Raw genomic sequence first — 20418 nt, forward strand, 5'->3', positions numbered from 1 at the left:
TCGTGCGAAAGGCGTGTTTCGGTCCTGGTAGACCGTCGCGCGGATCGATGGCGGGTGAGGATGTCGTCCGCGCACCCGCAGCCGGGCTTCGAGCCGCGGCAGGTTGAACAGCTCCGACAGGCGGACATGCATTCGATGTGATGACTCGGTGCGGATTGTCACACATGCCCAGCGGCAACGAAGGCCGCATCGAGCGCGATGTGCACGTGCGCTTTTTTTCCTCACGCACGGCAGCGCGCTGCCTGTCTCTGGCGTGATGGCGCCGCTGTAGTAGTCGCGTCCTTCAGTGTGAACAGCGGCGGGCGATACGCGCCGAGCGCCTTCAACTGGTCGAGCCTGGCGCGGGAGCGGAAGGCATTAATGCGCTTGCGGTCGAGCACGCACAGCGTGCCAATGGCGGGCGCCTGCCACCAACCATCGCGGCCGGCTGCGCCGGGTGGGTCGTCAAAGTACGGATGTGGTTCCTTTGATCTTGGAACCGGTGACCAGACGGAGTTTTGTCGCTCTCTCGGAAACGGATGTGGGATCCCGTGTGCGTTGGTGCGTCCCTGAATGCACCAACCATCGCTTCGTGGCCGGGGTGTCGTGCTATGCGGCATGGCGCCGAAAGGAGAGTGTCGATCTCCGTTTCGTCTCCTCGTCCCAGAGCACGACGCATGATTTGAACCATGCCCGTTCGCGTACGCCGAGTGTCCGACCAAGGCGAGTGTCGGCGCCTCAATCACCGGGGCCAGCTCAGTCGGTGCGCGGCAAGGCTTGGTAGCCGGATAGGGGGATGGGCGGTCGCAAGAGATCACGGATCGGCCGCCGTGTGTCGGCTAATACGACACTTCAAGAGCCCATGCAGATCACGGCCAGCCTGGGTCCTCCGGATCCCTTGAGGACCCGCTGGAGGTGCGCCGGGCAACTCGGTCCGGGTGACGAGAATCCGGCCCTGTTGTCCCGCCTTGCTATTCCACGCCGAAGTCCCCGATGCCCCGTCCCGGGGTCCTTGCCGGCTTCACGGACCGCGTCCCGCCGCGCCGGTAGCAGCCAGCGGCTTGACCCCGTGAACCTTCCTACCGTTAGGAACCGTTTACCCGACCGGTCGTCTTTTTTGCCTGCTCGCAGGCACAGTTGGCGGACAAGGATAGACGACCGGCCATCGCCAAAGATCTTCCGGAGACAAAAGCGCGTCAGGGGCCCGTCGTGCTGGCACGGCTTGCGTAGTCCTGATTGCCAGGTCGCTGGCTGTCGGTCTGGCCTTCGTTTTCCTGGGAACAAATCGCCGAAATCTATGGTAATGGCCAAGACGACCGCCGGGCGACAGAGCAAGGAGCGCGCCACAGCGGAACTAGATTTTCAGCCCTTCAAATTCATCGCCCCGACTCCATTGCATCAGCAGCCTTTGCCTCCTGGCGATGTCTGGCCGGACCCCAGTGTGACCATTCAGCGCAACGGGGGCTTCTTTGATTTGCTGAGATCGTCGTCCTCACAGGCTCAAAGTCCATGAACGCATGCTTTCACCATCCATCGACCCGGCTCGAGACCTCCTACCTCAGTATCCCGAATGGATATGCAGGACCGTCGGTCAGGTCCTGATTTGGAGTCTCCGTGTATCAGTTTAGTCCGCAGCCACTTGCCCGCGCCATCGTGTTAAAGAAGAATTTGACCAAATTCGGCAACGCTGTGCGCCACCAGTGACGATAGATACGCCGTGACAGCACGCACGCCCGCGCGGGTTGTGTCGTCGTAGGCAAGTGTGCCTTCGGCCGAACAGGTTTGTTCTATGATAGGAATTGGTGCCCGATGCCGTACAATGATTTGCGGTGCCGCCACTCACGTCCGTGCATTGCCGATGCTGAGCGTCACGTTCATTCACGCACAGTGGTGGTTGTTGATGCGTACGCCAAGCCGCCTGGCCGTCGGCGCCGGATCTCTTTCCCCGGCCGAGCCGAAAATAACGATCCCAATTTTTTTGGCCGCAGTTGCACCATTTTTCGCATGCTGCTCACCGATCGAGTAATCTGATATGCGACGAAGGTTCCCGGCCGTTGGCCGTGCCATTATCGTGAACCGCTGATGAATATTTCGCCGGTTCCCAGCAAGGATTTCAGCTGCGTCTCGAGGGTAACGTCCTTGCGGAAATCCCCAGTCCCCGCGCTGAAAAGGTTTCATGGTGCGGGGCCGGGCAATATGGCAAGCGCCTTTCCTAGGCTGCTCATAGTCGCGGTAGCGGCCAGCGGCACGAAATGGTTACCGTGTTCGCTCGTGTAACGCGCCAGCCACACGCACGACATCGACCGAGCGGCGCGATGTCAGGCCTGTCACGAGCGTCTCCAGACCTGCTCCGTTCCGCCCCAACAACATCTATTGCTGTATGTGGAGTGGCCTAGCGGTCCTCTAAGCGTCTGAGACGCATACCTGTTCGGAAAAAGTCGGGCCAGCAGCATCGTTCGTGGTTGCGCACATGTTGCCCCTTGTGCCCGATATCGCGTTTCAGCACGCCGGCTGTGCAAATTTTTCACTGGCCCCGCTTGTCGTCATATAATCGTTTGTGGGGCCGGGACAGACCGGCGCCGCGAGGCTGAAACGTGTGCGAAGCCGGTAGAACGGTTCCGTTTGTAAGAGCCAGCGAGTAAATCAGCCGGCGCATCTTGCGGCGCGCGTAATCCGCTCCGTGGTTTGCCGCGCTGCCAGGGGTATGCGCAGCGTTTTGTCGAACAACAGCATAGGTCACGACGTTGTTGAAGCGGTAGATGCCGCTCGATCATCCCTCACGACTCTGGTTCAAGCGGGCGCGGCGCTTACACGAAATCATGCATCGAGGAGAGTAACCATGAGCCCGCAACCTCTTCGCCCGGACGCCGCATTCGTTAGTGCGCTGGTCGCGACGCGGGGCCTATGGCGCAGAATGCGAACAACAGCCCCCGCGCCAGCGCAGACCCCCTGCCGCCATGAGCTCAGCCAGCCCGCCCTTGCCTGTGGCCCAAGACCAGACAGCCGAAGGCAGCATCGTCAACCAACGATATCGGTGCAAGCGCCGATAAAAGTACAGAGACATAAATAAGGAAGGGTCCGTCACAAACGTCACCGGCGCTGACGCCGAGGACATCGTGGGAGGTCAGTGATCCGTCCGGTTCGACAGAGGAGGCCAGGCGTCGCTAGATCCAGTCCAGATCATTGGCGGTCGTCTGATGGTGGGTGTTTGCATGGGTGGTGCGGAGCCGGAAGATATTGGGGTCGCGTGGTTCGTGCGCTGCTACAGCGGGAAAGGTCAATAGCCAATGGCCGAGAGAGTGGACGGCTACCGCTGGCATGGTTTCCCCGACGATACCAATCTGGACGATCGAACGTGACGGTTGCCACCGTGGAGTTCGACTGCAGTGCCTTGCGATTGGCTCCTTCGAACCATGGCCCGGCGTCGACCAAATGCAACGTGGGCCCGTCGCGGCGGCACCGCCGGCGACGACAGATACACTGCGCACAGAGCTGCGCCCGCTCGACCATGAGCGCTTAGCCGGCTGAGGCCGCTGTGAAGCGCGCTAACGCAATCTCTTCCACCACATCATCAAGTCGAAACCGTCTACACAAACGGTGTCAACAGTGATCAATGACGCGCAGAACTCGCAGGGTCAATGACAGTCGTTCTGAGCAAGGAAGGCAAGGGCCGGGGTTCTCTGATCTTGGAGTCGTTGTGCTGTTCTTGTGCCTCTGGGTCGCCAAGTATGTCGCTCTTATGAGTTCGGAGCAAGGCCTAGTGGGCGGGGTAGAAAACGTGCGAATGGAGCTTGGCTGGTGGCGCTCAGACCACCCTTGCAGGGTAGGAACTGCGGGCTCTGGCGCTCGGATTTCAACGCGCAAGCGCCTATGAGTCGCGGCAGCGCTCGGCGCGCCAGAGACGACGGTGCGTCCATGTGAGCCGTCGCGGCATTTATACGGCGCACGGCCGCCGTGGCCGGCTCCGACAGCGCGACCGCTCCTCAGCGATCGCTGCAGGCGGACAAGTACGGACGGCGGGCGAGTGCGCACGTACATCCGCAATGCCTCTGGTCTCCGACCAAACCGGCGTCAGATCGGCGGCTATCGAGGCAAGTGCGCGCACTGACCGAGTAATGCCGAGTTGGCGTGTAATAGGTCCGTAGGCGTTACGACCATGTGAGGGCTGCACGGCACGTCCGTCTACGGCTGCCAGATGAGCGGCTCTCGAGAGTCGGCGAAATGCGTGCACGTCGCTGCTGGCGCCGGTCGATACAAGCTAAGACGCGACACGCGAGTGTGTATCGTCGATGTCGGCGGCTTCGCTCGGCATCGGTGCAGAGCATAGGACAGTCGTCGGTCGGCAATGATTATACTGGCAAATTCATGACGGGCTGAGGCCATCGGATCTGCAAGAAGTACATGTACCTGTCACGCGAGCCTTGCGACCAAGAAGGAAGCAGCTCGATGGGCGGCGTCTACACTGCTACGACTAGGGCAGCTATGCCGAGAAACGGGAGATCATGGCCGTAGTGGCGCTCATGATCGTTGGTGCGGATCATACAAGGGTCATGTCGAGATTTAGGCAGTAGTGCTAGTAGGCAGTCCGGGGTTGGAGCTTCGTGTAGAAGTGCGGGCCTGACATTTCCTACTGCCGCTATTACTGCCAGCGAGGCTACATGCCTAGCTGCCTACTGCTGCTATTCGCTTCGGGTCCCTTGCACATAGCGAATAAGCGCCTGCTCGGTGTCGAGTTCGAGCAGAGCCGGCGTTCAAGGCGATCTGGTGTGCGAGATGTTGCGGCTCGCCAGGCACAGCAGCCTTTGCGGCGACTCCGAGCCGCAGCTAGATGGGCGGGATCAGGCACGGTGACGAGGTTGTTCAAGACTCGGCGCACTGTCTGTTCGGGCGCACGGTCGAAAGCAATATGCAGCGGCGTCGGCGCAGGGCTCCGCCGCCGAGACTGGGGCACTATAGTTGTATATTTTTCGTGGCGGGTAGACGGTGCTGAGGTTGCCACTGGTCGTTGAGGGCGATGGCGCTCGAAATGCCGTCGGGCATCGCCGGTTCGCTAGTCGTAGCGGGACATCGAGATTCTAATCCCATGTGTCGCTGTGTACATCTCGCCGCAGCCTGCAGTGGCTCTCGCCGACCGCTCTCGAGATACGGCTTCAGTGCGAGCATGCCGTGTCGTGATAGCGGTTGCGGGGCCTCAGCAGCTGGAACAGGTCGATGAGCCTCTGTGGCAAACTGTAGTCTACCAGCTTCGGTGAAGCGATCGACGCTGGCTCATCCGAGCCTGGCCTTGCCGTGGCTGGGGTCGCGGATTATGATGCCAGCGGATATAGATGGTAGCTGCCGTCGTAATGAGTATCGCCGCGCCTTGCCCAGCATGAAAGGTGGTCGCCCGCATCATCTCGCATGGTCGGCGTAGGTCAGCTACGATGATATGGTGTCGTCCGAGCGTCGCGCCGCGGGCCTGTTGTACCGCGTTGCCTAAGATTGCGGACCGGGGGCCTCGTGTCGTACGACGCCTCAGGAGATCTATGCGTGCGCGTAGCTAGATCGCGCGGGGCATGTCGGCGAAATGTCGTCATCGCTCCAGATCGTGCAGGCGGCTTGCCGGCGAGTCGCCGGACGGAAGTGTTGCCTTTTCTTTTCTGCCGCCGTGAGATCGATAGCAAGGTATAGGATGGCTTTTCCGCCTCGGCCTCGGCCGTTTTCGCCTCTAAAACCCCGCTACCGCTGGAAGAGCGGACCGTCGCTGATCATACAGGCTAGCGTGTTTGTACGGCGTCCCGGCGCGATGAAGGAGCGGGTGGGGGCGGATGAAGGAAGAAGCTGTCGCGAAGACCACGAGCGTGGCTTGTTCCTCGGGCTCACGCGCGAGTCGCAGCGTGCGTGAATTCGCCGTCAGGGCAAGGCCGCCGTGGCGTTTTGCGTCCTAGCTTGGAGATACGAGCGGCGGTGCGTTGCCACTGAGCGCGCCTCAACGCCTAAACGCGCGTCTCGTTCACGCGTCACTGCGCGCTGGATGTCGGGAGATCGGCGCTGATATCGCATGGCGACACGCGCTGCTTCTAGGGCCAGGACATGCTCACTGCTTGCTAGCATGCTCGGGAGCAGCTTAACTAGCTGTGCACCGTGAATACGCTGGCAGCGCTACGCGCCTCATAGCTATTGCAGCGGGCCGTGGGGTCGATCACGACTCACGGCACCTAAGGGTACTAGCGCGTCGGTCGAGCGGGAGGTATACGTTCGGTGTAGCCGCGAACTCGCGTCGTCGGATCATAGCCGAGCTGCGGGCTTGCAGCGCGATCGTATGGCCGATGTGACCGGGCATCGTCAGCGGTGCGTGCCTTGGCGGCGTACGTAACGCGGTTTGTTTGCATACACTGGTAGAGGCCGGTGTGTATGGCAGGTGGCGCGGCGGGCGGGCGAGCAGGGCTCGCGCGCACCCAAGGTAGTCTGCCTGAAGCGTCTGCCTACAACGCGACACCACGCCGTACGGTGGCCAGCGCTGTCGGCATTCGGACGTGTCTCAAACCACCGGTACCTGCGCGGCTAGCCTGTCAGCTAATCACGCGTGCGCCATTGTGGAGTCCGCGATGTGATCAGCAGAATGTTCGGGAAAGGGCGTCCTGGCTTTTCTCTGTCGATTTCTCCATGCGCGATACACACTTTGTTATCTCCTGCATGGCGCGACTTGCGCGCGCTCGCATCGGATATGCCGATTCGCCGTTGCGTGATGGCGCTAAGCCTGACGCATGTCATGTCTAAAGATCGGGATTGAATCAAATTGTCCGTTTTGTTGTTCACTTTAGCAGCAGCAGATCCGATGTCTGGTGTTTGCTCGCCTTTGCCAGCGAGGCGGATCCGTGTCCTCCTATTGGCGTGGAGGGGCAGCGCGTAGGGCCGCACATAGCACGCACAAGGTAAGGAGCATAGACAATGCGCTCGAGCGTCTAGACATTCAGGGCCTGCATCCACGTCACTCGCGATGGCAGAGGATGCCCGGCAGATCAGCATGACTTCTATCTTCATCGCAGGACACTCTGGTCAGTCGAGCGCGGCCGGTCACGTAAGACAGTCAATTCGACGCGCCAGTTTACCGTCTACGGCACCTCTATTATGGCGACGCAGGCGGCGGCGAGCGCCGGGCTCGGTGATCTCGACGCTATTACTTCCTTTCCGCTTGACATCGGCAAGGGCTCGCATGGCGTCCGCGAAGTCGCACCGCGACTGTGTGTCTATGTCGGTAGTCCGTAGTAGGCTCACATCGCCTATTGGGGAATATATGGGAGCGTTCGCTACGCATGTGAGGGCGTCACCGTGGCCTGTCGCGCGAAGTTGAGTACCTTTTGCTGTTGTGCCGGTGGCGAAAGGCGTCTGCGGCGCATCCTTTGCCGGATCGACGGCGTGATGGTTCGCCTGGTCTCGAGACAAGGCCGACAAGCAGCGCACTCGGGCGTTAAGTGTGCGGCTATCCCTGTTGACGAGGCGTATCCGCGCGACTTTCGCACGTTTCGCGTGTCGGCTCCTCTTGTGTGCGCTGAAGGTACTGCGCGCGGCCACGCGGGAGCTAGGCTGAAGCTTTCATGGGTTATCGAGGAATATCGAATAATGTGCCGGTAATCGGTCTATTGTGCTCTGGTTGTGTGATGCTTTGGAGAGAACGTGAGCATACGCGGCGCCGTGTATGTCCGAGTCGACATGCGATATCTGTTCTTTCGCTGCCGGGCGCGCGTTCTGGCTTCGCGCGTATCTCGCGGCCAGGCTCGTCGGGGCACCATGTCGTCGCTTCGTGTGCCGTCGTTAGTCAGCTCGCGCCAAGCAGACTCCGCGAAGTGCGCAGGCGTTGATGGATCACTCGTGGCTATGGGGTGTACGGGTCTGGCGGTGATCGATGTCGTGGCGACTTATACTTCTGAGGCATGTGCGTCGATAGTTTCCGCACGGAATAAGTAATGCGCGAGCAGATGTAGGTGTTCCTGTGCGTTCGTGCTGGTGGTGGTCGGAGTCGCCGCGACCGGTAGCGCTGGTGGTCGAATCAGCGCGCGATTGTGACGTGATGTAGTACGCTGCTCCTCTCGTGAGGTGGTAATTGCGTAAGTCGGGTGGCTGAGCGTGCCGACGCAGCTCATGCTAGCATCTGCGGGCTCAGCTATCTCGAACAGGGCATCTGCATGAGAGCTGGTAAGGCCATGGTTAGCGGACGTCATGAGCAAGTGTACGCTTACATCATCCTATCAGGTGCTGGCCCGTATCGGTTCGCGCCGGCGGTCGCGCTTGCTCTTCGTCTTCCATGGCACGGGGCCGATGAGAGCCAGCTTCTGTCGCGTGGCGTCGGCGATCGTCGCGCCCCAGGCACCATCATACTCGCCGCGCGCGCGATGTGTCGGAACAGGTGCTGCTGCGCGCTTCTTTCCGCCGCCTGGCGAGGCGTCTACGACATGGACGACCTGGCACGGGCCACGACCAAGATGGCGGGCTTCGTCAAGGCCCATGTCGAGGCTACGCGAAGCCATCGGCGGTGTTTGGCTTGGCTATTCCAACGGCGCCAACATCCTGGCTTCGGTGATGTTTGCGGCACCGGCGCAGTTTTGACGCCACGGTGCTGATGCATACCGCTGATCCCGTTCGACAACCGGAGATCAGGGGCAGCCTCGCCGGCCGCCATATTCTGGTTACCGCCGGCAGCGCGATCCGATCTGCCCGCCGAACCTGACCACGCGGCCTCGAAGCCTATTTTGCGTGCCGACGGCGCCGATGTAACAGTGGCGTGGCATGATGGCGGGCTCGATGTCCGAGTGACCGCTGCACGAGATCGCAGAGCGGCGCGTGCTGTCGAGTCTTTGCCTGGGTGTCGACCTCCAAGGTAGTGACATTGTGATGTTTGTCCCTGACTCACTGCCTGAAATCGTGAAGCTGGAGGATGCGCTGTTCCAAGGGTCGACTCATGTCGCTAGACGCGGAGGGACTGGGGTGGTGGCGCTCGTAGGCCGAGTGTGATGACTCTTCTGCTGCAAGATCGAGCATTGTAGTCACGCCCAGATCTTATCATCTGCGACGCCACTCGGGATCCGATAGTGGCGCCGACCAGTCTTCCAGGCGCGTCAGGGTGCGCCGGCCTTCGCTCGTCTCGTCACCGCGTCGTAGCGACGCGAGTCTTGGAGTATGTCGTCTGCGTGCTAGCGGCGGGGTCCAGAGTGAAGTTCATCGCTGCGCTCTGCCCTTTTTGTGCCTGTCGTTGCGCGCACTGCTCAGCTCCGCCGCCACAGGAACTCGTGCGAGCTGGATCGTGCTGAAGCAGGTCGGATCGGCCGCATTTGGTCTATCGAGCGGGTCGACATCAGTCGCTGTCGTCCGCTGGGCCTGGATGGCTTTGGGGGCTATTTGCACGGGTAGCGCATCTTGCCTAAGTGGATTATGATTAAAAGTCAGCAGTCCACCGCGCGCGACACAGCGAACGCGAATGATGCCGCCCAATGACGGCGACACCTGACGCTCGTTCCAGTCTTCGGGACTGACGGGCTCACAACATACGCCGTACGTGTGCTCAGACACTCTAGCGGCTAGTACAAAGAGACGATGCCGGATGTCTGCACACACGCTGTTCGTCGAGGGGGAATTGCGGCGTGTCTGTCGACTGGTCGATATATCTAGCCTGCGCGCGGTCAACAGAGCCTGCGGGTGGCTTTGCAGCGCGCCTGCGCTCTCGCGTCTGTATCTCCATCTCGCGCTGCTCTCGAGAAATCTCGGCGCAGCGTCCGGGGACGATGCCGTTGGCGCCGATCGCGCTCCACATGCTCATAAGACACGTCTGCTGTACGTGCGCCGAGGTCCGGACGCTCTTTGCGCGCGCCGATGCGTTGAACTCCAGAGAACGGTCTGCGTGCGATGCGCTCGATCGCTGTGTTTCGGGTCGGCGTGGAAGCGAGCGCGCGGGGCGCTGCGAGCGCGTCTGCGCAGTGCCGGTCGATGTGCGCGACTGCGAGCATGGCGTCAAGCATCGTATCGGCGGCGGCGTCGCATTGATCGAGAGGGTCAGCGGCGATCGAGTCCCGAGCTCACCATAGCTCGACTGGATGCTGCATCGCGCCGCGGCTGCGCGTCGCATCGCATCGTCTGGTAGCGCCAGGCCGAACGCCTATCGGCCACGTGCTCGTGCGCGTTCCGATCTTCTTCGCGTCTCGCCCGACACGCGGCCCCGGGCTGACCGATGCCTGGCACAAGGCGCTGGTGCGACGGCGTGGCAACAGCTGAAGATCAGGATGGCGAATTGCCTGTCGCATTCTCATCATCGCGATAAGAGGCTTTCGCGATGTCGTTCTGCGCTCTACAGCGATACGGTGCTGGCCGCTGGTCGCCACCCCATTTCCAGACGTGCGATTCCGATCTGTGGCCATTCGGCGCAACCTCAGCCGAAGGACTGGCTAGCGTCAGTGTGCGATCGGACGCGAGGTTCCGGTCGGCTTATGGTCGGGCTGTCAACTTGCGTCGCCAATACCAGGTATGGCGCTGTTTGCGCGAGCACGGCCGGGTGAATGCCTCAGCACACGTCTACGCTCTCGCTCACGACATCATGGTGCGTCATGTGGCGTAATTCTGTCCTACGGTTTGCTGCCAGGCGCTGGTGGAAGACGTTGCGGCGTCGGCGCTCGCGCTCTGCGAGTTTTGACAGACGGTGCCGCATGGTATCGCTCCGGCTCGTCATGCTCGTCGCGACGTCGCCGGGCGCATGCCGAGCTGATCGATGCGCTGTACATTCGGCTACGCGGTATATCTCGGCGTGCGTCGGGTTATCGAAAACGATCGCGCTAATCGCACTGGCTGAGCATGCATCTGAGAGAAGACGATAGTTAGCGAATCGACTTATTGAGATGTCCCGATGCGTGCTTGCTAGCCAGTCCTTCGCTCGGACAGCCGGAGCACGCTAGTGCGAGTCGCTGCGATGATCGCAGGGTCTCGTTATGTCCGATGTACGATCGCGTAGCCTTGTGTGTCGTCCGCATCTTAGAGTTGCCGGTAGAAGTACTGCTCGAGGTCGTCATTCGTGCGGCTCATCTCGGTCCGCGCTAGTAGATAGAAGAACTAATGGCGGCGGCATATGCGCCGTAGCGGGCCGGACCATTTTTTCGCCGAGCTGGCTGTCGTTGACGCGAGCTCCCACTGTTCGGCTGCTATCGTCCCCATCTTCCTGCTGCTTGATCGCTTCGTCCGTCGTACTGGTCCGAATGTGCCGCCGGCCGATTGGCGTGCGCGGCGTGTCGGCTGTATGAAGGGCGTGCCGCGCCACGCCACCGTATTGGCCGTCGCTTGCATCCAGCTCTGATGACTGCGCTCTCGCGCATGTGCGTATTATAGTATCTCGATCCCCGAGGTCCTGCGGACTTCGTATGTGCTATGCTATATCGACCTGTAGGGCGCGCGCCCGAGGAGCGATGGCGGATGTTGCACTTGGCCATCGGTGTACCCACATGGCGGCGCTGACTCAGCCGGTCGACGGCTCCTGGCTTTTCTTGTAGTAGTACGTATGGCGTGTCGCCGGGATGTTGCCGTTCGATCTCACGCAGTCGATGCTCATGACATGGCGCGCCTGCGTCTGGTCGCGAGCCTGGCGAGGATGTGCGCGCGCGCGTGCCGTTGTGAAATGGCCTGCTTTTCCAGGTTATCGATCATGAAGCCGAGAGCCCGATCTCGTCTGGCATGCGCATGGCGGTGCTGCGACGCGCGGATGGGCGTGCTGCCGGAGCGGTGGTGAAGTCGCAGTTCGGCTAACTCGATCAGCACGCGCCGCTCGAGGAGGCGAGCGCGGTTGAGCGCGGTGTAGCGCGATGGTGGCGGATAGCCGCGCGTGTATCGCCTGTATGTCAGTCACAGAGCCGGTGCGCGCACGAGAGCTCAGTCAGCGTCTGTCGTGCGGCGACACGAACAGTTCGTAGCCGAGATCTAGCCGTGAAGCCGGTCCGCGAAATGTTGACGGTGCCGCCTCCATGGCGGGAAGTCGGCGAGGTCGAATTATCTTCAGCCTGTCGACGCCGGCGAGCCCCGGCATCGCGCAGCACGGCGAAGGATGTCGGTCTCCCCTGCAAGGCTAGGCGAGGCGACCGCCTCTGTCTCTCTCTCTCTTTCTCTTCTTCGATCGTCACATCGAAACCGATTCGCGCTGTCAAGAAGCCTGCAGATGCCGCTCCTGCGAACACGCCGAAGCGCGTCGGCGACAGCCGGAACAGCGTGCCGTCGTCGAGAACGAACCCTCGTCGTCGCACCACGCACGCCGTATAGTGGACGCGGCCGGCCTGAGCTTGTGCAATCGCGCCAAGGTGACGCGGTTGAGGAAGGCTGTCGGCGTCCGGCACTCGATCGGTATTTGGTCATCGGCGAAATGTCGTAACAGCGCCGCTGGCTGCGGTGGCGAAATATTCGAGCTCTCCTCGTCCCACAGCGAATGCGGTGCGCGGTAGCCGGCCCAATTGTACCAGTCTGGGTCTTGGCCAGCGCATCGATGCGCTGGCCAAGACCCAGGACTGGTACAATTGGGCCGGCTACCGCGCACCGCATTCGCTGTGGGACGAGGAGCTCGAATATTTCGCCATCCGCAGCCAGGCGGCGCTGTTCGACATTTCGCCGATGACCAAATACCGGATCGAGGGGCCGGACGCCGAAGCCTTCCTCAACCGCGTCACCTTGCGCGATGTCACCAAGCTCAGGCCGGGCCGCGTCCACTATACGGCGTGGTGCGACGACGAGGGTTTCGTTCTCGACGACGGCACGCTGTTCCGGCTGTCGCCGACGCGCTTCCGGCTGTGTTCGCAGGAGCGGCATCTGCCATGGCTTCTTGACAGCGCGATCGGTTTCGATGTGACGATCGAAGAAGAGACAGAGGCGGTCGCTGGCCTCGCCTTGCAGGGGCCGACATCCTTCGCCGTGCTGCGCGATGCCGGCTTCGCCGGCGTCGACAGGCTGAAGATATTCGACCTCGCCGACTTCCCGCATGACGGCGGCACCGTCAACATTTCGCGGACCGGCTTCACCGGCGATCTCGGCTACGAACTGTTCGTGTCGGCCGACAGGGCGCTGAGCCTGTGGGACCGGCTGATGACATCAGGCGAACCGCGCGGTATCCGCACCATCGGCTACACCGCGCTCAACCGCGCTCGCCTCGAGGCCGGGCTGATCGTTGCCAATGCCGACTTCACCACCGCCGAGCACGCCATCCGCGCCGACCGCCTGCGCATGCCAGACGAGATCGGGCTCGGCTTCATGATCGATCTGGAAAAGGGCCATTTCAACGGCCGCCGCGCCATCCTCGAGGCTCGCGCCAGACGCAGGCTGCGCCATGTCCTGGTCGGACTGGAGATCGAAGGCAACATCCCGGCCGAACACGCCATCGTCTACTACAAGAAAAGCCAGGAGGTCGGGCTGGTCAGCGCCGCCATGTGGTCACCGATGGCCAAGTGCAACATCGCCATCGCCTCGCTGGCGCGGCCCTACGGTGATACCATGGTCGAGGACCTCTGGGTCGAGATCTACGCCATGCGCGAGCTGCAGTATCAGAAGCTGATGAAGCGGGCCAAGGTGGTGGCGCGGCCCTTCATCAGGCTCGACCGCCGCACCGCCAATCCGCCGGCGGACTTCTGACCATGACGGACGAAGCCGACAAGCAGCAGGAAGATGGGGAAGCAGCCGAACAGTGGGAGCTGGTCAACACGCCGCTCGGCGAAAAATGGTCCGGCCGCACGCGCTATGCCGCCGCCATGTTCTTCTACAAGCGCGGCGAGATGAGCGCCGAGACGCTCGAGGTCTACCGCATCTGCGCGCGGCTCGATTCGGAAGATCCACTGCCGATCATCCGCGATCGCGGCGTCGGCAAGGACTGGCTGAAGCGCATCGGCTTCCAATAAGTCGTTCTAACCTATCGTTTTCTCGAGCATGCTCAGCCAGTTGCGATAGGCGATCTTTTCGATAAGCGCACGGCCGAAACCGCGTGCCGCCAGCGCATCGATCAGCTTCGGCAGGCCGGCGACGTCGCCGATGACGGCCGGGATCATGGCACCGTCGAAATCGGAGCCGAGGCCGACGCCGTCTTCACCCAGCGCCTGCAGCAGGGAATCGACATGACGCACCATGATGTCGAGGCTGGTGTCGGCATTCATCCGGCCGTCCTCGCGCAGGAATCCGGTGGCGAAGTTCAGCCCGACCATGCCGCCGGACTCGCGGATCGCACCGAGCTGCCAGTCGGTGAGGTTGCGCGAATGGCCACAGATCGCATGCACGTTGGAATGGGTGGCGACCAGCGGCGCGTCGCTGAGCGCGACGACATCGCGAAAGCCCTTCTCGTTGAGATGCGACAGGTCGATCATGATCTTCAGCTGGTTGCACGCCTTGACCAGCGCCTTGCCGGCATCGGTCAGCCCGGGGCCGGTGTCGGGCGAGGACGGAAAGCGGAACGGCACGCCGTGGCCGAAGGCGTTCGGCCGGCTCCAGACGATGCCGAGCGAGCGCAGGCCGGCGGCGTGCAGCACGTCGAGCATGGTGAGCTCGGGATCGATCGCCTCGACCCCTTCGATATGGAACACCGCCGCGATCGAGCCTTGCGCCATGGCGTTGCGCACATCGCCGGCACTGCGGCAGACGGTGAGCGCCCCGGCTCGTTCCAGCCGAAACAGGATCGAGGCCATCGCGATCGTCGAGTTCAACGCATCGGCGCGCGGGACCTCGGGCGGCAGCGGCTCGGCATCGCTCGGCGCCAACGGCACGGCGCTGCGCCGGGATTTCTCGACAGGCGGCGGGAAAATGGCGAACATGCCGCCTGCAAAGCCACCGGCTTTTGCGCGCGGCAGGTCGATATGGCCGCCCGAATTCCCCTCGACGAACAGCTTTTCGACATCCGTGTCTTTTGACTGGTAGAGTCTGAGCAACGTGTCGTTGTGGCCGTCGAAGACGGGAACGAGGTCGGTTTCGGTCATTGGGGGATCATTCGGTTCGTTTGTCGGCGCGGTGGCTGCGATTTATCATAACCACTTAGGCAAGATGCGCTACCCGTGCAAATGCCAAAGCCATCCCAGCGGGACGACAGCCTGATGTCGCCCGCTCCGATAGACCAAATGCCGGCCGATCCTACTGCTTCAGCACGTCGGCCCATTCCTTGTGGCGGCGGAACTGGGCGTTGGCGAACGGGCAGAGCGGGATGATCTTCTTGCCCGCCGCGCGCGCATCCTCGACGGCGCGGGTGACGAGCCGAAGCCCGGCACCCTGACCGCGGAAGACGTCCGGCACTTCGGTGTGGTCGATGATGATCTGGTGCTCGCCGATCTTGGTGAAGGTCATCTCGGCCTCGGCGCCACCGGGTCCGCGCAGGACATAGCGACCCTTGGAACCGCGATCCTCCAGTTCGATTTCAGGCAGTTGGTCAGGCATCACTGTACTCCTTGGGTGACACCGGCAAAGAGAAGCCGCGCCGCCTCGATCTCGTTCGGCCGGACCTCGTGCCCGCCATCATGCCACGCCACTGTTACATCGGCGCCGTCGGCACGCAAATAGGCTTCGAGCCGCGTGGTCAGGTTCGGCGGGCAGATCGGATCGCGCCTGCCGGCGGTAACCAGAATATGGCGGCCGGCGAGGCTGCCCCTGATCTCCGGTTCGAACGGGATCAGCGGATGCATCAGCACCGTGGCGTCAAACTGCGCCGGTGCCGCAAACATCACCGAAGCCAGGATGTTGGCGCCGTTGGAATAGCCAAGGCCAAACACCGCCGATGGCTTCGCTGCCTCGACATGGGCCTTGACGAAGCCCGCCATCTTGGTCGTGGCCCGTGCCAGGTCGTCCATGTCGTAGACGCCCTCGCCAGTGCGGCGGAAGAAGCGCGCAGCACCTTGTTCCGACACATCGCCGCGCGGCGAGATGATGGTTGCCTGGGGCGCGAGATCGCGCCCCAGCGACAGAAGCTGGCTCTCATCGGCCCCCGTGCCATGGAAGACGAAGAGCAGCGGACCGCCCGGCGAACCGGGCAGCACCTTGTGGATGTAAGCGTCCTTGCTCATGGTCTCAGCCTTCCAGCTTCTGCAGATGCTGTTCGAGATAGGGCCGCAGATGCTGATGCTGCGTCGGCAGCTTCAGCGCCTCACCGAGATGAGCGGTATCCTCATCGCGGTCGAAACCCGGCTCGTTGGTGGCGACTTCGAACAGCACGCCACCCGGCGTGCGGAAATAGATCGCCCAGAAGTAGTCGCGATCGATCACCGGCGTCACCCCATAGCCGGTGTCCATCAATGCCTTGCGCACTTCGAGCTGCTTGGCGCGGTTCTCGACGGCGAAGGCGACATGGTGGACGGAGCCGGCGCCGAGATCGGCGAAGGCCGCGCCCGGCAGCGATTCGATGTCGACGACATCGGCGCCGTTGCCGTTCTTCAAAGCCAAACGCCTGACATTACCGGACTTTTCGATTTCCTCGTAACCCATGAACTTCAGCAGCTCCCCGGTGGCGCCGCCGTCCTTCAGCCTGAGCGACACGGAGTGAAAGCCGCGGATCGCCTCGTCAACAGGGATGCCGCCTTTCGCCCATGGCGCCCTGCTGTCGGCCTTGTCCTCGACCAGGGCGAAACCATCGCCGTCCGATCCGGCAAAGGCCAGACGCTTTTCGCCGAAGGTCTCTTCGCGCGACAGGCCGGTGACGCCCTCATCGGCGAACCGCTTTTCCCAATAGGCGAGTGTGCCTTCCGGTACCGAATAGACCGTGGTGCCGACTTCGCCGACGCCATGCCGGCCCTTGCCGATGTCGGGAAAAGGAAAATAGGTCATCACCGAGCCCGGCGTGCCGGCCTCGTCGCCATAATAGAGGTGGTAGACGTCTGGCGCGTCGAAATTGACTGTCTTCTTGACCCGGCGCTGACCGAGTTTCCTGGTGAAGAAATCATTGTTCTGCCGGGCATCCCTGGCCATCGAGGTGACGTGATGCAGGCCCTTGATCTGGTCGAGCATTTCTTGCTCCTTCCTTTGGTGCTTGTGCGGCCCTCGCCGCTGTCCACGCCAATATGAGGACACGACCGCTCGCGGCAAAGGCGGCAAACACAGAATGGACTGTGCTGTAAAAGTGAACAACAAAACGGAATTTGTTCACCGATTGACTGACATGTCAGGCTTGCGCCATCGCCGGAATTCGGTTCCATGAGCGGCGTCGGCCATGCAGGGATAAGGGTATCGCGAGTGACAGGAAAAGCCAGGCGCCCGAACATTCTGCTGATCACATGCGACCAATGGCGCGGTGATTGCCTGTCGGCTGCCGGCCATCCGGTTGTGAAGACGCCGAATGCCGACGCGCTGGCCACCGAGGGTGTGCTGTTCAGGCGGCACTACGGTGGCGCGGCGCCCTGCTCGCCGGCCCGCGCCTGCCTCTACACCGGCCTCTACCAGATGAACAACCGCGTCTGCCGCAATGGCACGCCGCTCGATGCCCGTCACGGCAACATCGCGCTGCAAGCCCGCAGCCTCGGCTATGATCCGACGCTGTTCGGCTACACCGACGTATCGCTCGACCCGCGCCTGCTGGTGCCGGGTGACCCACGGCTGCAAAGCTATGAGGGCGTGCTGCCAGGATTCACGGTGCGCCAGTTGCTGCCCGAGCATCAGAAGCAGTGGCTGTCCTGGCTGAAGCAGCGGGGCATCGATATCAGCGCCGGATCTCCCGACATCCATCGCCCGGTGAACGACGGCGGTAGGGTTGAGGCCTCAGTTGGCAACGCACCGCCCGTCTACTCCGTGGACGAAACGCCGGCGGCCTTCCTGACCGGCGAATTCACGCGCTGGCTCGGCGAGCAGGAACAAGCCACGCCGTGGTTCGCGCATCTTTCCTTCATCAGCCCCCACCCGCCCTTCATCGTGCCGGAGCCGTACAACACGCTGTATGATCCAGCCGACGGTCCGCTCTTCCAGCGTGCGGAAAACTGGCAGGCCGAGGCGGAAAGCCATCCTTACCTTGCCTATGATCTCGGCCGGCAGAAACAGGCAAACTTCCGTCCCGGCGCCGCCGGCAAGGTGCACGACTGGAGCGATGACGACTTTCGCCGCATCCGCGCGATCTACTACGGCATGATCTCCGAGGTCGACGCACAGCTCGGCCGCATCTGGCAAGCGGTCAAGGCCGCGGGCGCGTGGGACGACACCATCATCGTGCTGACCTCGGACCATGCCGAGATGATGGGCGACCATTTCATGCTGGGCAAGGGCGGCTACTTCGACGGCAGCTACCATATTCCGCTGATCATCCGCGACCCCAGCCACGGCAAGGCGGCCGGAAGCAGCGTCGATCGCTTCACCGAAGCGGTGGACATTTTGCCGACGCTTCTCGACCTGTTCGGCGAGGCCCCGCAACCGCATCTCGACGGATGCTCGCTGAAGCCGTTCCTGAGCGGTGGGAGCCCTGCAGGCTGGCGCGATGCCGCGCACTGGGAATTCGATTTCCGCTCGATTGCCGAAGGCGAGGCCGAACGGCATTTCGGCATCGCCTCACGCCAGTGCAACCTCGCCGTCATCCGCACCGAAAAATTCAAATATGTGCATTTCGGCGGCGGCCTGCCGCCGCTGCTGTTCGACCTGCGGAACGACGTGGCCGAGTTGAACAACCTCGCCGCTGATCCCGCCCATCTGGGTGTGCGGCTGGAGTTCGCCGAAAGGCTGCTTGCCTGGCGAGCCGAACATCTCGACCAGTCGCTGGCCCTGGCCGAACTGACCGAGCAAGGCGTTATTGGCTATGTGCAAGGGACCAAGGGAATAGGCAGTAGGGCAGTAGGGCAGTAGGGCAGTAGGGCAGTAGGGAAATGGCCGCACTTCTACGAAGCTCCAACCCTACTGCCTACTGCCTACTGCCTACTGCCTGCCCTTGTTACCGCACGATCATGCGCTGCTGATCCCGTTTCTCGGCATAGCTGCCCTTGTCGTAGGCAGGTTGCGCCTCGAGCTGTTCCTTGGTGAAGGTCGTGTACAGGTACTTCTTGCCGTCCTTGTCGGTCATGAATTTGAGATTATCCATGCCGACCGCGACTTCCTTCTCGCCGATGCCGAGGAAGCCGCCGACATCGACGATCACCGCGTCGGTCTTGTTGTCGGGCGCCAGCACGACGTCACCGATTTCGCCGACCTTGGCGTCATTGGCGCCGTAGACGGTGGTGCCCTTCAGGTCGTCGCCTCGGATTTCGCCAACCGGCATCTCGGTCAGTGCCGACTTGTCGATAGCCGCCGTCTGGGTTTGGTCCGGAGCCGAGGCATTGGGTGTCGTCGCCTCCGCCGTCTTGTCCGCCGGAGCGACGGCAGGAGCGGTGGTGTCGGACGGCACGGCGGCCGGCGCCGTTGCCGCCGGCTCATTGGACGCCGTCGTCGGCGGTGCCGGATCATAGGCCTTGCGGTTGAAATCCGGCAGCGCCTGCAGTTCCTCCTGGGTGGTCTGGGCCACCAGCCAGCGGTCGCCGTTTTTCTCCGCCCACTGGGCCTTGTCGAACTCATAGGCGACATTCTTGGCGCCGAGGCCAAGGAAGCCACCGACTCCGATGATCAGAGACTCGGCCTTGCCTTCCTTTGTCAGAACGATGTCATTGACGCTGCCGATGTTCTGCGCGTCATCACCGGTGCCGTTGTAGACGGTTTCGCCGATGATGTTGGTGGCGAGATTGCCGTCGGCGCGCTTCACCGGCTCAGCCGGAGCGGCATTCATGTCGACGGGCGCCTGCGCGGTATCTGTCGTCGCCGGTGCCGTCGGCCCCGTTGCATTGGTCGACGCGGCAGGCGCAGGAGAATAAGGCTTGCTGTCGAACTCCGGTTGCGCCGTCAGTTCGTCCTTGGTCGTCGGGGCAACCAGCCAGCGGTCGCCGTCCTTCTCGGCCCATTGCAGCTTGCTGTAGTCGAAAGCGACATTCTTCGCTCCCACACCCAGAAAACCACCGACGCCAATGACGACGGATTTGGCCTGGCCTTCCTTGTCGAAGACGACGTCACTGACCTTGCCGATGTCCTCGGCGTCAGCGCCGGTGCCGTTGTAGACGGATTCACCGATGATGTTGGTGACGATGCTGCCTTCGGCGCGCGGCACCGGAGCGGCGGCTGGCTCCTGGACGGCAGGGGTCTGCGCTGGCGCCGGGGCTGTCGCATTCTGCGCATAGGCCCCGGTCGCGACCAGCGCTACGAATGCGGTCGTGGCTAAGAGGTTGCGGGTCATGGTACTCTCCTCGTGCATGATTTCGTGTACGCCGCGCCCGCTTGAACCATCGCTGAGGGAGATCGGACGCGGCATCTACAGCTTCACAACGTCGTGACCATGCTGTTGTTCCGACAAAACGCTGCGCATCCCTGGCGAAAACCACGGAGCGGATACGCGGCGGCCGCAAGATGCGCCGGCGATTTTCGCTGCTCTCAAAACGGAACCTTTCCCGCTTCGTCACGTTTCAGCCTGCGGCTGGGTCTGTCCCG

General features: G+C 62.3%; 10 protein-coding genes. 3 read left to right on the plus strand and 7 right to left on the minus strand.

What is annotated here, in order from left to right; translation table 11 throughout:
• Positions 1 to 8207: 8207 nt before the first annotated feature.
• Together ACFSQT_RS32330 and ACFSQT_RS32335 are read right to left on the minus strand one after the other, a co-directional pair.
• Positions 8208 to 8486 (minus strand): hypothetical protein, encoded by a 279-nt coding sequence (locus ACFSQT_RS32330; protein ID WP_379025720.1) that lies wholly within the window; start codon positions 8484 to 8486, stop codon positions 8208 to 8210.
• Positions 8487 to 11541: 3055 nt separating this feature from the next.
• A complete protein-coding gene (locus tag ACFSQT_RS32335; protein WP_379025722.1) occupies positions 11542 to 11751 on the minus strand; it encodes a hypothetical protein in 210 nt (69 codons plus the stop codon).
• A 663-nt stretch (positions 11752 to 12414) separates the two neighbouring features.
• Here ACFSQT_RS32335 and ACFSQT_RS32345 point away from each other — a divergent pair.
• Both ACFSQT_RS32345 and ACFSQT_RS32350 read left to right on the plus strand, forming a co-directional pair.
• Entirely contained in the window at positions 12415 to 13602 is a 1188-nt protein-coding gene (locus ACFSQT_RS32345; protein WP_379025726.1) for an aminomethyl transferase family protein, read from the plus strand.
• A 2-nt stretch (positions 13603 to 13604) separates the two neighbouring features.
• Complete coding sequence (locus ACFSQT_RS32350; protein WP_379025728.1) at positions 13605 to 13865, plus strand: hypothetical protein; 261 nt, start codon at positions 13605 to 13607, stop codon at positions 13863 to 13865.
• Between the two features lie 6 nt (positions 13866 to 13871).
• Here the strand turns inward: ACFSQT_RS32350 and ACFSQT_RS32355 are convergent, their stop codons facing one another.
• From ACFSQT_RS32355 to ACFSQT_RS32370, 4 genes are all read right to left on the minus strand, one after another.
• Positions 13872 to 14930, minus strand: a complete 1059-nt coding sequence (locus ACFSQT_RS32355) for a dipeptidase (protein ID WP_379025730.1) — start codon at positions 14928 to 14930, stop codon at positions 13872 to 13874.
• A gap of 151 nt (positions 14931 to 15081) precedes the next feature.
• Positions 15082 to 15381 (minus strand): GNAT family N-acetyltransferase, encoded by a 300-nt coding sequence (locus tag ACFSQT_RS32360; RefSeq protein ID WP_013892679.1) that lies wholly within the window; start codon positions 15379 to 15381, stop codon positions 15082 to 15084.
• Positions 15381 to 16004, minus strand: coding sequence for an alpha/beta hydrolase (locus ACFSQT_RS32365; protein ID WP_379025732.1), 624 nt, complete (start codon positions 16002 to 16004; stop codon positions 15381 to 15383). Before ACFSQT_RS32365 ends, ACFSQT_RS32360 begins: the two co-directional genes overlap by 1 nt.
• A gap of 4 nt (positions 16005 to 16008) precedes the next feature.
• Positions 16009 to 16941: a VOC family protein gene (locus ACFSQT_RS32370; protein WP_379025734.1), complete on the minus strand. Its 933-nt coding sequence runs from the start codon at positions 16939 to 16941 to the stop codon at positions 16009 to 16011.
• A gap of 225 nt (positions 16942 to 17166) precedes the next feature.
• Here ACFSQT_RS32370 and ACFSQT_RS32375 point away from each other — a divergent pair, with 225 nt between their 5' ends.
• Positions 17167 to 18756 carry an alkaline phosphatase family protein gene (locus ACFSQT_RS32375; protein ID WP_379025736.1) on the plus strand — a complete coding sequence of 530 codons (1590 nt, stop codon included), beginning with the start codon at positions 17167 to 17169 and terminating at the stop codon, positions 18754 to 18756.
• 85 nt (positions 18757 to 18841) lie between these two features.
• On the opposite strand, the gene ACFSQT_RS32380 is transcribed toward ACFSQT_RS32375, so the two are convergent.
• Positions 18842 to 20167: a PRC-barrel domain-containing protein gene (locus ACFSQT_RS32380; protein ID WP_379025738.1), complete on the minus strand. Its 1326-nt coding sequence runs from the start codon at positions 20165 to 20167 to the stop codon at positions 18842 to 18844.
• Positions 20168 to 20418: the final 251 nt, after the last annotated feature.

Origin of the sequence: Mesorhizobium calcicola (assembly GCF_042682105.1) — a bacterium.
Taxonomy (GTDB): Bacteria; Pseudomonadota; Alphaproteobacteria; order Rhizobiales; family Rhizobiaceae; genus Mesorhizobium; species Mesorhizobium calcicola.